The sequence below is a fragment of the Vibrio sp. 1-Bac 57 genome, assembly GCF_037546855.1.
GTDB lineage: Bacteria > Pseudomonadota > Gammaproteobacteria > Enterobacterales > Psychromonadaceae > Psychromonas.
In genome coordinates this window covers 1-15124 of the sequence record NZ_JALAAC010000006.1, presented here as the reverse complement: position 1 = coordinate 15124, position 15124 = coordinate 1, and the positions used below count along the sequence as shown (strand labels likewise).

The window sequence follows — 15124 nt, the reverse complement described above, 5'->3', positions numbered from 1 at the left end:
AAGAGAGAAATTATGTTTAGTAAAGGCGGAATGGGCGACTTAATGAAAAAAGCCCAAGAAATGCAAGAAAATATGAAAAAAGCACAAGCTGAAATTGCCAATACTGAAGTTGTTGGTGAGTCAGGTGCTGGCTTAGTAAAAATTACATTATTAGGTAACCATAATGTACGTAAGGTTGAGATCGACCCAAGCTTACTAGAAGACGATAAAGATATGCTTGAAGATTTAGTTGCAGCAGCAATGAACGATGCCGTACGTCGTGTTGAAGAAGTGAACAAAAGTAAAATGAGTGGTTTAACAGGTGGTATGGATTTACCGCCAGGCTTTAAAATGCCTTTCTAGGCTAGATTAAAACCAATAATTTGGCTCTCATTCCCTTTACTGTGAATATTGAGAGCCATTTATAGCATTCACTCATCACTACCACTTCAAAGTTCCAAATCTTTTATTATTCATCACCTAGTAATATTCATTTCCCTCACTCTAAAATAGTTAACCTTTTATTATCACTTTACATACAATTAGATATTGCTACCCGATATCGCCACAACAAAACCATCACCCACTGTGGATGAACAAACCCAGCGTAAAGTTTTCCCAAGCTAAACTGGCATTTTAGTAATCGCAAACAGGACGTTTGCGATAATGTCAGAATGGCCATGGACGGCCATCCTTAGATGGTGCGTATAAAATGCCGGTTTAGATTGGAACAGAAAACGCTCCGCTGTCAGTTTCTTTGCCGCCTTTCTTTTATGATAAAAGAAAGACGTGTCGCCGACAGGGCGAAACCAGAGCTAATAATGATAAAACTGACCCCACGAGCGCAGACGAGCCAAAAAACCAAAGAAAATAACGATGAAACAGCCGCGTCGAGCGAACCCGCGCCTAAGTTTTAATAAACCTTAAATCGCTACTTAGAAAAAACCACCGTTTTACTACCATTCAAGAAAATACGATGTTCAATATGCCAACGTACCGCGCGTGACAAAGTTAAACACTCGATATCGCGGCCCTTAGCGGCCAAATCTTGTGGGTAATAACTATGGTCAACGGTTTCTACACATTGACTAATGATAGGGCCTTCATCAAGGTCATCACTGACGTAATGGGCGGTTGCTCCCACCAACTTAATACCACGGTCATAGGCTTGGTAATAAGGCTTTGCGCCTTTAAATCCGGGTAATAATGAATGATGAATATTAATCGCTTTGCCGGACAGTTTTTTAGACATTTCGCTGGAAAGCACCTGCATATAACGGGCTAATACCACTAAATCAGCGTCACTATCTTCAATGATTTTAAGTACCTTTGCTTCTTGTTGTGGTTTTGTCTCTTTAGAGATCGGTAAGTGGTAATAAGGAATACCATGCCATTTAGCTAGTTCTTCTAAGTCAGGATGGTTTGATATAATCGCCGGAATTTCAATATTAAGGTCACCAGTACGGTAACGATATAAAAGGTCATTTAAACAGTGGTCATGCTTAGAAACCATGATCACTACCTTTGATTTATAAGGTCTAGAAGCTAATTGCCATTGCATATCAAATTCATTGGCTCGTTGTTGAAACTGCTCACAAAAGTCTTCGCGGTCAAACACCTTATCTGTCTCTGCTCTAAACTCTACGCGTATAAAAAAGCGATTTTCAGTTGTATCAACAAATGAATGGATCTCATTAATATAAAAACCTTGTTTAAATAAAAAGCGAGTAACCACATCAACAGTGCCTGGTTTGCTAATGCAGTCTGCAGTGATGATGTGAGTTTGTGGTATTGATTTGATATCAGACATTGTTGATCCTTGATTAAAATATAAAACGCCACCTAGCCAGATTAAACAAGCTACGCTTCTGTTCGTTTTTCGGGTAGGCGCAGCTTAAAAACGGAGTTAACATTTTGTTAAATAAAGTAATATTTAAATAATTAAGGTGTTAAATAAAGTACAGTTTAAAAGAGAGCATTGATTACTAAATATTGCTGCTAGTTTGTTGAATTAATAGCTAAATATTAACAAAACGTTAACCTATACAACTCATTGCAACTTGTCGTGAATGAATAATAAAATCTGTGCGCTAGTCTTCTAAAAGTGTGTCAGTAATATGATCAGTAAGCGCTTTTTGAAGAAGAAATTTAATCAACGTGCGATCTATAGTTAGCGTATTTTAAAATCGTGTAGATAGGTTTATAGTGGCTTGGTAACTTTTAATTGATGTTGGGAGTAAAGCAAATGAAACATATAGTTATCTATTTAATATGCTTGTTCAGTAGCATGCTAAATGCGGCAATCAATGAAATCAATATCATTCCCAATGCAACAACTTCAATTAGCAAAGCGATTAATCTAGCCGAGCCTTTTAAAGATCGTATTACCATTCCCCTAGAAATACAGGATCAAATTTCTAACGCTAACCTAATTATTGTAGCTAATAAAAACGATAAAATAAGAACGAGTTTACAGCTCGAAACAAGCATGTCGATTCAAGATGAAGGCCCACATTTAGACTTATTGGATTGGAAGCATTGCACTAGCGATTGGCTAACGATCGACAATTCCGCTACACACCAATTTAAATTGCCTGACTTTGAGAACATCCCGTTAGATTGCTTTCCTGAAGTAACCCTTGCTGAAATTAAGCAAGCTGTTTTACAACACGATGGGCAGGAGTGGATGCCACTATTTGATAGAGATTCATTTAATAAAGAGATGAATATCTTAATCGGAATCAGTGCCGCTAGGATTAAAATAGAACAAATGATTGAAGGTAAATGGGTGGTGGTGACAATAGTAAACCTTAACATTCCCATTGGATGTTAGGGCATATTTCTGAATATGAGCACCTATTTACTTTATTCGATATTAAATAACTTTAAGCATTAACATCCCATTCTTCTTGAATAACAATAAACCATAAGGAACAACTGTAATGACTAATACGACCAGAACTGCCTTAGTAACCGGTGCATCGCGAGGCATTGGCCGCGCAATAGCAGAACGTTTAGCTAATGATGGTTATAGCGTGATTGTAAATTATGCAGGTAACAAAGAGAGTGCACAGGAAACGGTCAGCATTATTCAAGCGAAGGGCGGTCAAGCTGTTGCTATACAAGCTGATATCGCCAATGACGAAGATGTTAAACGCTTATTTAACGAGAGCATGGCAATTAACGGACAATTAGATGTCGTGATCCATAATGCAGGCATGATGACCATGACAAAAATAACGCCAGAAGGCTTGGCTGATTTTGATAAAACCATTCAAACCAATTTACGTGGTGCTTTCTTAGTACTTGCTTATGCCGCACAACACTTAACAGATGGTGGACGAATTATTGCAATCTCTACCAGTGTGATTGCCAAATCATTTCCAGCTTATGGCCCTTATATCGCTTCAAAATCCGGAGTAGAAGGGTTGGTACACGTACTCGCAAACGAGCTAACTGGCCGCAATATTACTGTGAACGCGATAGCACCAGGCCCAATCGGTACAGAGCTATTCTTCACGGGCAAATCAGAAGAACAAATTAATGGCATGGCAAAAATGTCTCCTTTAGGTCGCATTGGTACACCAGAAGAAGTCGCCAACGTAGTTGCAAGTATTGTTGGTCCAGATGGTAATTGGATAAACTCACAAGTCATTCGTGTCAACGGTGGTTTAGCTTAATAAGTTATTTGCCTAAACGACATAAAGGCAATATTCGGTAAATCTCAAAGCCTGCTTTCTTATTAATAAATTGACGCATTCACATGCGCTAATTAAGTGGCAGGTTATTTATCATTATTCTTGCTGAGAGAGTATTTTATTGCGTTCGACAATGTAAGCACTAAAATTCCGGTGCAAATTCAATGTAAAAAAAAATAATAACAGCGCGACGGTTAATGCGTTTGTAAACATATACCCATGCTACCTCAAGATGCAAAGTCAGCAAGGCAAATTGTACCGAGATGCTAGGCATAAAATTGAAGTATAGTTATTCTACATAGAGATTTTATAACAACGCAGATTGGTACAAGTTGCCTTGCCCTTCGGGGCGCAACCTCGAAAATCAGCCCTGCGTTGCAACAATCAAAAAGGGAGTAACCATTAACTCGTGTTGCGCCTGACAAAGCATCTTGAGGTGGCATGGGTATAGCATTAGCTGCAAAGTCTTGAGGACTATAACTATAGTCAACGTTCTCAATGCCTTGACTAATAATTGACCCTCCATCAAGGTCATCGCTTTCATAATGAGGGGGAGCACCCACCCATTTATTACCCCGATCATAGGTTTGATAATAAGGTTTTGCATCTTGCATGGTGACGTGTATATCCCATGTTGCTTCAAAATGCTTATCAGGCTCGATCTTGGATATCAGAGCAGACCATATGAGTTAATGGCCACTCTCTGTTGCAATGTGGGATTGGTTAATAAGCGAAGCCGATAGGGCAACGCAAATAAAACTAATTCGTATTATTATAAAAGATTAGCAACTGAACCTCGTTCGATTAACTCAACGGATACGCTAGAACGTGTTGTTGTTTTATTTACGCTATTGGCATTAGTCACCAGTTTATGTAAGGCTGTTTGAGCAATTTTATTATAATCGGTAGCGATTGTTGTCAGTGGTGGTTTAGATATTGCGCCCATCCCTAAATTATCAAAACCAATAACAGAAACATCTTCAGGTACGCGAATACCAACACTTGAGAGGGCTTCTATTAGGGATAATGCGATCATGTCACAAATGCAGAAAACTGCAGTGCACTGATCGAAAGCATTCTCTTTTATCAATAAGGGTAAAATCTCTCGAGCGCCAAAATCTCCCGATGGATTAGTGATTAATGCTTCACCAGCCAACCCTCTACTAGATTTAACTTTATCGATGTAATCAATGAAATCGATAACAGTATCTGCTCTATTATATTCTATACCTGACATCGTTAACGCACGTAGAAAACCATCCGTTCGCTGGAAGGTCGAGTGTCGGTCGTTGGCCGTGAGTATTTTTATACTTCGATGACCATTTTTAATAAAATAATCGGCTGCCATAAACCCACCAAACTCATAATCTGGAGAAATACTCTGTGTTTTCATATAGGGGTCTACGCCGTTAATGATAATAACAGGGGTACTGTTTTGGGCTGCTAAATCAATGATATCTTTATTTGGGTTACCTAAAACCAATAATGCTTCGGTATCATTGAATTTTTGACTGACTTGGTTTAAGGATGTGAGTTGATTAAACATCGACATTTCGAGTTGAATAAACAACTTATTCGCTTCAATTTTTAACTCACTTAGTAGGTTTCCATAAAAAGTATGAGAGGCCACTGCGGAATCGTCGCAGATAACCGTTAACTTATTAAACGGTAATGATATATCAACACTTTTTCTTTTTTTTACATAACCTATTTGTTGAATTACTTTTTGTACTCGAGATATAACTTCAGGTTTCACCAGAGGATTATCGTTTAACACTCTAGAAACTGTTGCCTTTGATACCCCAGATAACTCTGCAATTTGCTCAAGAGTAGGTTTGCGTTTAATTATTTCTTGCTTATTCAAGGTTGAGTCCTTGTTTTAATTGTTTTTAATTTATTTTAGATTTTACCAAAATAGTGCAACCCGAGTTAACGTTAGAAGGCAGTCTAGCACTTTTTAATACATAATCCATTAATTACTGAAACGTTTCATAATAATAAATGTTTCAGCGGGGTGAGTTTAGTCACAGAAATTATTTTAACTCCTCTATACCATGTTTCATGCAAGTTAAGGGGGAGTTAAGTGATTTAGATGTTGATTTGAACTCTTTTTATGAAATGTTTCAATTTATGACCGTGAGTTGTTTCTTGAACAGGTGAGGCTTAATAAATGATGAATGACTTGGAAAAAATAAAATTAAATATTGTTGATAGTGTTGAACGTAACGCACCCATTATTGGTTTAAGAAATCCAATGATAGGTGCAGGCGCAGATGCACATCAATGGATATATCCTGAAGAATACTTTTGGACTGATTCTTTTTGGACTGGTGAGCTGTGGCTTGCATATATGGTTACCGGCAAGCAAGAACTAAAAAATATGGCTCGTATGCGCAATGCACATTTACAAAAAATATTAAATACACCGCTTTGGTTAAACCATGATTTAGGTTTCGAGTTTAGCCTTTCAGCAGTTGCTGATTACAAATTGACTGGTAATTTAAAGGCTAGAGAATTGGGTTTAAGAGCAGCAGAAGCTTTAAGGAGTCGATACAACTGGAATGGTGAATATATTGTTGCTTGGACTGCTGGTGCAGAAGATAAAGCACATGCTGAAAGTGTTCAGGGTAAAATTATTATCGACTGTATGCAAAATTTACCCTTATTACTTTGGGCTTACGAAGAAACTAATATTGAGTCATTTAAACAAGTCGCTATTGGACAAGCTGAAACATCACTTAAGTATTTAGTACGTGATGATTTTAGCACTTACCATACTTTTGACTTCGATCCTGTTACCAATAAACCCCTAAGAGGCTGTACACATCAAGGATACAGTGATGAATCATGCTGGAGTCGAGGCCAAGGTTGGGCAATACACGGTTTTGCACAAATGGCTATTATGACGGGGGATCATCGTTATGCAGAATTAAGCGAAAAGCTGACTGAATATATGCTAGACAAGATTACTGACGACATGGTGCCTATTTGGGACTATTTACTGCCTGAACATGAAACTCAATTTAAAGATACTTCCGCAGGATCTCTTACTTCCGCAGGCCTTTATATTTTGTCTGAATATTTTAGTAAACGTGGTCAAAAAGATAAAGCTGAATACTATCAAAGAATTGCAACTCAAATGTTATTAGCATTGCATCAAAATTATGACTTGACGCAACAAGAGGGAGCACAAGGTTTGCTTTCTAATTCAGCATCTTCAGTACCTCATTCGATACAACGAAACTTGCCTAATTTGGCAAATGCAATGCTTCCTTATGGAGATTATTACTATTTTGAAGCAACTTTACGATCAATTGGACATACCAAGTTTTTTTGGTAAACAACAAATAAAATAAGGAAAGGTGATGTATGAAAGGTCTTAAATTAAAACTATTACTTGTAAGCGCTTTAGTGATGGCTACAACCAACTTACAAGCAAAAACTTACAAATTTGCGACAAATATTCCTAGTAAAGATGCCGCTGGTACTTTGCTAACTGCAATGGGCGAAAATATTAAAGATCGTACCGAAGGGCGAGTTAAAATACGTTTCTTTTGGAATGGTACTTTAGGCGGGCAAGCTCAATACTTACAACAAGTGCAAAGTGGTGTAATTGACTTAGGATTAGTTAATAGTGCTACCTTAGAAAATTTAGCTCCTGAAATTACAGCTGTGAATCTACCTTATGTATTCCGTAGTTTAGATGAATACAAAAGTACAATGTTGAATCCTGAAGTTGCAAAAATTATTGAAGATTCAATTGCAGCTAAAAATGTTTACTTATTCGGGTTCCTCAGTAATGGCTTTAGAAGTATTTATACAACTAAACCGACTTCATCATTGAAAGACTTAGAGGGGCTTAAACTTAGAACTTCTCCTAGTGAAACCTATATGACTTTGGTTCGAAACTTAGGGGCTGTACCGACACCAATGGACTTTGGTGAAGTTTATCCTGCGCTTCAGCAAGGGATTATTGATGGGGCAGAAGGTGGTTTAGCTGGTCTGTGGGAAGTGAAGTTTGGTGAAGTATCAAAATATGCACTACGTACTGAGCATACTAGATTGACAGACTTTCTTGTTTCCAGTGAAAAATTCACTAAATCAGTCAGTGCTGAAGATATGAAAATAGTGAAAGAAGAATTCTTAAAAACCAGTAAAGAGTCTTTCAGCGCAGTAGCGAAGCAGATTGAAAAATCTGAAGCGTTAGCAGAATCTAAATTAGGTGTTCAATATACGGTTATTGATAAAGAACCACTTATCAAACGTATGCAACCTATGTATGACAGCGCGCTTGCTGATCCTGTTAAATCTAAATTGTTGGAAACTATATTTAAAATACAAGGACGTTAGGCTTTAACTGGCAAGATACTTCTTGTCAGTTTCACTATTTTATACCAATTAATTTAATGAATAAATCAGATGTTGTATGGGTCATTTCTGCACTGGCAGGGCGTGAGCGTGGGAGAGAGCATTCTGCATTTAAAGTTCACCACGCAGTTAAGGGGCCCACTTAACTAGATTGAACAGCTCTTTAGTTTTTTGGTAATCGTATATTGCATATTAGGATATTCGCATGAATCAGTTAAATTCAACAACACCAAAAGTCATCGAATGCAAGCCTTGGTCTTTTAACCAAGCTTTGGAAAAATTTTTAAAAACAGTGCTCGTATCATTACTTGCTATCATGAGTATTCTCATTGTTTATCAAGTGTTGGTTCGATATGTTTTTAATTCTCCTAGTGCAATGTCTGAAGAGTTACTACGATTTTCGCTAATTTGGCTAGGGATCCTAGGTGCTGCATTGTGTTTTATTAAATCAACACATCTCAGCCTGCCGTTATTGCTGGATCATGTGACGTCATCGACACGCCATAAAATGAATCTATTTAATCTCTACATGTATGTGTTACTTGGTGCTGTGATGACTTGGGGAGGGTATGTTGCATCATCAAAAAACTTCAGTATGTTAACCCCAACCATGCAAATACCTTTGGGTTTTGTACAAAGTGTTTTCATTATTAGCGGTCTAATAATTGCCGGAAGTCAACTCTATAAAATATGTCAAGATATCAGTAAAAACCCTAAACAAGGGGTTATATTAGCAATCTATATAGCGTTGTCGATTTTCATATTCTTTGGATTTACCTATGTAAAAGGCTTAGATAGCTTTGATACATATCTTTATGACAACATTGAAATAATTTCTTTCTTTATGTTGTTTGTTTCATTTATATTTTTCCTTCTAATGGGAACATCAATTGCTGTTGGTTTAGCATTTTCGGGCATATTTACGTTATTTCTACAAATTGACTTTGTCAATCTCATTGGCACCACCAGTGAGAAATTATTCAGTGGTTTAGATAGTTTTGGCTTTTTAGCTCTGCCTTTTTTCATTCTTGCGGGGAATATTATGAATCAAGGAGGCATTGCAAAGCGACTCATAATTTTTGCTATGTTAATTGGTAAAGGAATTCCTGGCAGCCTTTGGCAAACGAATATTGTCGCAAATATGATGTTTGGGTCACTATCTGGTTCTGCTATAGCAGCCTCTACAGCTATTGGTGGAATAATAACGCCAATGGCCAGAGAAAAGAAATATGACATGCCTTTCTCAACAGCCGTTAATGCAAGTTCATCTATTGCAGGAATGCTTATTCCACCAGCGGGTGCCTTTATTGTTTACTCTATGATCACTGGAGGGGATGCATCAATTGCTGCCTTATTCTTAGCAGGTTATTTTCCAGGGCTTATTATTGGTGCGAGTGTTATGTTGGTGGCTTATCATTTTGCTAAAAAAAATAACTATCCAGTAGATACGACACACTACGCATTAGGTGATATTGCCAACATTATTTGGCGCGCATTACCAAGTATGTTCCTTGTTTTTGTTGTTATAGGAGGAATTATTGGCGGGATGTTTACTGCCATTGAAGCTTCTGGTATTGCCGTAGTATATAGCCTATTGCTAGCGATTTGTTATAGAACACTGACTATCAAAGGCTTAATTAAAACGCTTTATGATTCTGCTTTAAGTAGCGCTGTGATCTTATTCTTGATTGCTTGCTCTAGCTTGATGAGCTGGTCAATGACCTTCGCTAGTATTCCGGAGGTGGTAGGTGATATGCTAATTGCAGTGAGTGATAACAAATATGTCATTTTATTGGTTATTAATATCACTCTATTACTGGTTGGTGTATTTATGGATATGGCACCAGCACAGCTTATTTTTACGCCTATTTTATACCCTGTCGTGACTGGGTTAGGTGTGGATCCAGTACATTTTGGCGTGATCATGATTTATAACCTATCAATGGGCATCGTAACTCCACCTGTTGGTACAGTATTATTTGTCTCATGTGGTATTAGCGGTGAAAAAATTACCAATGTAATTAAACCTCTTCTCCCCATTTTCTTAGTACAATTTATCGGGTTGTTATTAGTCACCTACCTTCCAATTATTAGTCTAGGTTTACCTCGATTCTTTGGCTTAATAAATTAAAAGGATGAATTGATGAAGTACTCGTTATTCTCTGGCAACACTATAGTTAATAAAATTGACATTCAACAACTAGCGAAGGATTTAAAATGAAGTATTCATTATTCTCTGACAACCCTATGGTTAATAAAGCTGATTTTCAGCAGCTAGTGAAAGATTTATTTGAACCATTGATTCCATTTTATGAGAAGCAAGGTTCACTGATTGATTTTGATGAAGGCGGAGCTTGTTTTGACATGGTCGCAAGTTCACTGGAAGGTGTTGCTCGCCCATTATGGGGGTTAGTGCCTTTACAGCTAGGTGGTGGCAATTTTGAACACTGGGGATTAATGCGTCAACTGATCATACAGGGCACAGACCCTAGCTCAAATGGATACTGGGGTATTTTACATGATGTTGACCAACGTAGTGTAGAAATGGCCGCAATTGGTTTTTTTATCGCTCTATTACCAGAACAAGCTTGGCAACCGTTAAATAAAGCACAGCAAGAGAACTTAGCGATTTGGTTAGCCAGTATTCAATATAAAGAAACATCGCATAATAATTGGCTCTTTTTTACTTTAATCATTCAACATGCTCTTAAAACAGTGGGTCGAGAAGATCTAGTTGACTTGAAATTAGAACAGAAATTCTTAGGTAAAATAATAAACTGGTACCTAGGTGATGGTTGGTATGGTGATGGCGATATTGAAGCAATTGATCACTATGGTGGTTTTGCTTTACATTATTACAGTCTCATTTATGCAACAAAATTCGATCACAAAAATGATCAACTCGCTAAACTTTTCAAAGCAAGAGCAGATGCGTTTGCAATTCCATTTAGTTACTGGTTTGCAGACAATGGCGATACCTTAGTGCAGGGACGTTCATTAACTTATCGTTTTGCCTGTTGTGGTTTTTGGGCTGCTTACGCCATTAGCGATAATACGGTATTCACTCTAGGCCAAATTAAAGGACTTTGGGCAAGGCATCTACGCAGTTGGAAAGATAAACCAATTTTTACCGAGAGCGGCATTCTTACGCGTGGTTATAGCTACCCGAATCTACAAATGTGTGAAGTCTATAACTCACCCACATCACCGTATTGGGCAATGAAAGCATTTTTACCTTTAATGCTTGCTGATGATGCTGAATTTTGGACAAGTAAAGAAGAAGCTATTGAATATCTGGCGGAAATACAAGCGATGCCAGCAAACAAAACCATTGCTCAACGTGTTGATGGCAACTCAATTATTCACTATGGGGCTGCCGTTCATCCTGGTTTTCAGCTAGATAAATATAATAAATTTGCTTATTCAACCTTCGGTGGAATGGACTGTAATGCTTTATTGTATTCAGAGAAATTGAGCTTCGGCGATAATATTTTAGCGCTGAGTTTCGATGGTGGTTGTAATTGGCAGATGCGACAAAAGAATCTTGATGTGAGTATCGAGGGAGCTAGGCTCAATATAACGTGGTCAACGGGTAAAATAAATATATTTACAACCATTGATGTTGGCGTAAATGGTCAGTGCATCAGAACCCATTCATTTGCTAGTGATGAGGATGTTTGGATCGTAGAAAGTGGTTTTGCTGTTGGTAAGTGGTATCAAGAAGAGCTGATAATGAATGCAGGAAATCATACCCAAAATAATGAGGCTTCAGAAATAGCTGTTAAAGGCAGTAATGGCACTTCAGTAATAAAAAGCTTAGATAAACATCTAAAATCTATACATGTCACTACGCGAGTTAATAGTGATGCATCTTTTCCTCGCAGTGCAGTTCCTTTTTTATTAACTAAATTAAAATCAGGAAAGCATATTATCTCAAGTCAGTTTAAAATGAATAAATGATTTTTTGCTGGTTAAGTTTCAATATTGATAGTTATTATCGGTCTCCTTAGTCACCATCATAAAATGGTGACCGATAATAAGTACCTGGGACTGGTTAGGTACTTTTTTTACTCGATTTTAAAAGTGTTGAGTGTTTGATTTTATTATTTAACAGTTCTTCGTATGCAGCCCCATCAAGTGGCATTTCAACGGTCATCTCTTTAAAAGATGAAAAAATCATCGCATTAGCTAGTTCAACTGATTTAACACCTTCTTCAGCTGGTGCGATAAGGGTTAATTCTTTATCGAGAATACAATCACAGAAGTTCTCTAAAATGACTTGATGCTCCTGCGTTTTCTGCTCTTTAATTTCAACATCTATCTTCTGTACTTCAGGCTTTGAAAACCTTTGCTTTGCTTGCTTACTAAATATTGACATTTCTTGCTGATTACGGGTAAAAGTGAGCTTATCGTCTTCTAAGACAAATTTTCCTAATTCTCCTGTTACCTCTAGTCGATTTGTTCCCGGCGCTTCTCCTGTTGAAGCAATAAATATACCTGTAGCACCATTTTTAAATTCACAGTAAGCAGTTACGTTATCTTCAACTTCAATCTGGTGGTATTGACCAATTTGGCAGAATGCTCTCACCTTGATGGGGAGGCCAAAAAACCATTGAAAAAGGTCAAGCTGGTGAGGGCATTGATTAAGGAGAACACCTCCTCCTTCTCCTTGCCATGTGCCTCGCCAGCCACCGGAATTGTAATAGTGTTCAGTTCTAAACCAGTCCGTAATGGTCCAGTTAATTCGACGAATTTCGCCAAGCCCTCCATCTTCGATTATTTTTTTTATTGCTAGGTGGGCAGGCTTTGTTCTCTGGTTGAACATTGCTGCAAAACGAAGATCTGGTCGCAGGTTATGTGCGGTAATCATTTTTAGGGCATCAGCTTTATGAACTGCAATAGGCTTTTCAGTCAAGACATGAAGGCCTGCTACGAAAGCTTTTATTGTGATTGTGGTGTGCTCGTAATGTGGAGTTGCGATGATAATTGCTTCAATATCGCCAGAATTTATCATTTCATCCACATCGTAGTAAGCCTTAGCATTTATTTTTTTAGCGAATATATCGGCTTTATTTTTTTGTAAAGCACAGATAGCGGTAATATTTGCGGTAGGCATTTTACCCAGCGTAGCAGCATGGGCCATGCCCATATTACCGATACCTACAATACCAATATTTACTTTTCTGTGTAACATTAACATATCCTTGTGCCTGAAAGATCCTACTCACATCTTACTTGAATAGGCTCTTTCAGGCACGAGTTCCATGCACTGAGTAGATCACAATGTGAGCTAGCGATTATTATCTTTTTGATTGTTGTAATTGAGACCTTTTTGTTCAAATGTTAATCAAAGTCATCAACTGGCAAATAAACAAAACATTCAATTATCGTAGCTACAAAATGAACAGTTTATTATTTTTAATCGCGATGAAGCACTCGGCTTGTTCGATGAAAAAATTATGCTTTGTAAACACTAAAATTCCGGTGCAAATTCAATATAAAAAAATAATAGCTGCGCGACGGTTAATCCGTTTATAAATATTGCATTAGCTGCAAAGCATGAAATACAGCAAAGTATGACAAGTTAAATAGGATGAAAAGCTTTTGTATTGAGCTAGATTCAGATAAATTAACATTAGTACCTAATTTTGAGTAATCAGCCTGATAAAAATATTTTAGATTCAAAATATTCAAGACAGATAAAACTGGACTACACTCAACACTTATTTGTATTTTACCTTCAGGAGCTGATGTTGAAACATTCTTTATTCTTTCGCTTTTTCGTTATTCGTTTTTCATTTTTACGTTTCGGTTTACCTATTTTTTCAGCGCTTATCTTTACGTTTGCATCGACCTCAGTACAAGCTTGCACAAAAGAAGATCCAACGTGTGTTCAAGTCCAAGTAAATAACGTAAAGAATCAACCTTTGGCTAATATGGTGGTATATCTTGAACCGTTAGCAAATCAGGTTGTTCCACAGCAGAATAAGACGCTTGAAATTAGCCAACATAGCAAATCTTTTATTCCCTATATCAGTGTTAGCCAAAAATCCGATAAGGTTAACTTTGTGAATAAAGATGATATTACCCATCATATTTATTCAGCCGATAGTGAAAACAAATTTTCTTTTAAAATTCGCGCCGGTGAGACTGATTCATCAGCACATTTTGATCACGCAGCTGAAATTGCTATGGGATGTAATATCCATGATTGGATGAGTGGTTACCTTTTAGTTGTTGATACACCATATTTTGCTAAAACTGATGAGCAAGGAGTGGCGAGTTTTACATTAACTGAATTAGGAAAGTACAGAGTGGTGATTTGGCACCCACAAATGCGTGCTGAAAATAATCGCATGATAGTAGAAAAAGAACTATTAAGTGCAGAGATCACCACATTTACGCTACAAAAAGCGATGGATGATATCCCCGTGCAAACAAGTGATGATTTTGATTTTATTTCCGATTACTAGCCGCAGAAAATAGAAGAAGTTAATGCATGAAAAGTTTACAGAATAAAATATTTTTATTTTTTGTCATCCTACTATTAATGGTTCAATCGATCGCTTTTTGGACCCTTTACAGCGGTAAGAAAAATCAAGAAGCAGCAGAAATCAATAACCGTTTAACCACTGCAAAAACAATTTTTACTGAGTTATTTGATCGCAGATTGACTTACCTATCAACGTTTGCCGAAACTGTCGCTAAAGATTATGGCTTGAAGGAAGTGTTTAACGAGGATACGCGCAGTTTATTGTTTGCTTTAAATAATCATAGAAAGCGTATTGATGCTGATTTAGCCATGACAATCACTGCAGAAGGCATTATCAATGGCCAACTACAACGATACTTCATCAATGGAAAAGATAAAATTCGACAAGGCGCGGAGCGAGACACTATTTTTCGTTTTAATGAGTGGCTTGGTGCTGGGCAAGCCGCCCATCTTTATATGATTGACAATGCACTTTATCAACTGAGTTTATCACCCGTAACTGTTGGTGCTAAAACATTAGGATGGATTGCTTTTGGCTTTGAAATAGATCACCGATTAGCGAATGAATTTAAAAAAATAACCGACT

Annotated in this window: 12 protein-coding genes; 9 read left to right on the top strand and 3 right to left on the bottom strand. The window is 37.4% G+C overall.

What is annotated here, in order from left to right:
- The first annotated feature begins 12 nt into the window (after positions 1–12).
- A complete protein-coding gene (locus MT391_RS05380; RefSeq protein WP_028869849.1) occupies positions 13–342 on the top strand; it encodes a YbaB/EbfC family nucleoid-associated protein in 330 nt (109 codons plus the stop codon).
- 568 nt (positions 343–910) lie between these two features.
- On the opposite strand, the gene purU is transcribed toward MT391_RS05380, so the two are convergent.
- A complete protein-coding gene (gene purU / locus MT391_RS05375; RefSeq protein ID WP_166371804.1) occupies positions 911–1789 on the bottom strand; it encodes a formyltetrahydrofolate deformylase in 879 nt (292 codons plus the stop codon).
- Positions 1790–2224: 435 nt separating this feature from the next.
- Between purU and MT391_RS05370 the strand changes: the two genes are divergently transcribed.
- Positions 2225–2812 carry a hypothetical protein gene (locus MT391_RS05370; protein WP_499497152.1) on the top strand — a complete coding sequence of 196 codons (588 nt, stop codon included), beginning with the start codon at positions 2225–2227 and terminating at the stop codon, positions 2810–2812.
- A 109-nt stretch (positions 2813–2921) separates the two neighbouring features.
- On the top strand, positions 2922–3659 hold the full coding sequence (locus MT391_RS05365) for an SDR family oxidoreductase (RefSeq protein ID WP_499497151.1): 738 nt from the start codon (positions 2922–2924) through the stop codon (positions 3657–3659).
- Between the two features lie 790 nt (positions 3660–4449).
- Here the strand turns inward: MT391_RS05365 and MT391_RS05360 are convergent.
- Positions 4450–5541 carry a LacI family DNA-binding transcriptional regulator gene (locus MT391_RS05360; RefSeq protein ID WP_299659224.1) on the bottom strand — a complete coding sequence of 364 codons (1092 nt, stop codon included), beginning with the start codon at positions 5539–5541 and terminating at the stop codon, positions 4450–4452.
- Positions 5542–5847: 306 nt separating this feature from the next.
- On the opposite strand from MT391_RS05360, the gene MT391_RS05355 reads away from it, so the two are divergent.
- The 4 genes from MT391_RS05355 to MT391_RS05340 all read left to right on the top strand — a co-directional run bounded on the left by MT391_RS05355 (position 5848) and on the right by MT391_RS05340 (position 12005).
- The gene (locus MT391_RS05355; protein WP_499497150.1) at positions 5848–7017 is read left to right on the top strand and encodes a glycoside hydrolase family 88 protein; all 1170 of its coding nucleotides are present in this window, start codon (positions 5848–5850) and stop codon (positions 7015–7017) included.
- A 29-nt stretch (positions 7018–7046) separates the two neighbouring features.
- Positions 7047–8027, top strand: a complete 981-nt coding sequence (gene dctP, locus MT391_RS05350; RefSeq protein ID WP_299659230.1) for a TRAP transporter substrate-binding protein DctP — start codon at positions 7047–7049, stop codon at positions 8025–8027.
- A 223-nt stretch (positions 8028–8250) separates the two neighbouring features.
- Complete coding sequence (locus MT391_RS05345; protein ID WP_499497149.1) at positions 8251–10176, top strand: TRAP transporter large permease; 1926 nt, start codon at positions 8251–8253, stop codon at positions 10174–10176.
- Between the two features lie 86 nt (positions 10177–10262).
- Complete coding sequence (locus tag MT391_RS05340) at positions 10263–12005, top strand: DUF2264 domain-containing protein (protein ID WP_499497148.1); 1743 nt, start codon at positions 10263–10265, stop codon at positions 12003–12005.
- 94 nt (positions 12006–12099) lie between these two features.
- On the opposite strand, the gene MT391_RS05335 is transcribed toward MT391_RS05340, so the two are convergent.
- Positions 12100–13239, bottom strand: coding sequence for a Gfo/Idh/MocA family protein (locus MT391_RS05335; protein ID WP_499497147.1), 1140 nt, complete (start codon positions 13237–13239; stop codon positions 12100–12102).
- A gap of 556 nt (positions 13240–13795) precedes the next feature.
- Between MT391_RS05335 and MT391_RS05330 the strand changes: the two genes are divergently transcribed.
- Positions 13796–14518, top strand: a complete 723-nt coding sequence (locus MT391_RS05330; protein WP_499497146.1) for a cupredoxin domain-containing protein — start codon at positions 13796–13798, stop codon at positions 14516–14518.
- A 26-nt stretch (positions 14519–14544) separates the two neighbouring features.
- Positions 14545–15124, top strand: a 580-nt coding sequence (locus tag MT391_RS05325; protein WP_499497145.1) for a hypothetical protein, incomplete at its 3' end; no start/stop codon positions are given.

Excerpts from the sequence above, each read along its gene's own strand:
- dctP (WP_299659230.1), top strand. The coding sequence starts at position 7,047 with ATGAAAGGTCTTAAATTAAAACTATTACTTGTAAGCGCTTTAGTGATG.
- MT391_RS05380 (WP_028869849.1), top strand. The coding sequence starts at position 13 with ATGTTTAGTAAAGGCGGAATGGGCGACTTAATGAAAAAAGCCCAAGAA.
- MT391_RS05345 (WP_499497149.1), top strand. The coding sequence starts at position 8,251 with ATGAATCAGTTAAATTCAACAACACCAAAAGTCATCGAATGCAAGCCT.
- MT391_RS05370 (WP_499497152.1), top strand. The coding sequence starts at position 2,225 with ATGAAACATATAGTTATCTATTTAATATGCTTGTTCAGTAGCATGCTA.
- MT391_RS05365 (WP_499497151.1), top strand. The coding sequence starts at position 2,922 with ATGACTAATACGACCAGAACTGCCTTAGTAACCGGTGCATCGCGAGGC.
- MT391_RS05340 (WP_499497148.1), top strand. The coding sequence starts at position 10,263 with ATGAAGTATTCATTATTCTCTGACAACCCTATGGTTAATAAAGCTGAT.
- MT391_RS05355 (WP_499497150.1), top strand. The coding sequence starts at position 5,848 with ATGATGAATGACTTGGAAAAAATAAAATTAAATATTGTTGATAGTGTT.
- MT391_RS05330 (WP_499497146.1), top strand. The coding sequence starts at position 13,796 with ATGTTGAAACATTCTTTATTCTTTCGCTTTTTCGTTATTCGTTTTTCA.
- MT391_RS05335 (WP_499497147.1), bottom strand. The coding sequence starts at position 13,239 with ATGTTACACAGAAAAGTAAATATTGGTATTGTAGGTATCGGTAATATG.
- purU (WP_166371804.1), bottom strand. The coding sequence starts at position 1,789 with ATGTCTGATATCAAATCAATACCACAAACTCACATCATCACTGCAGAC.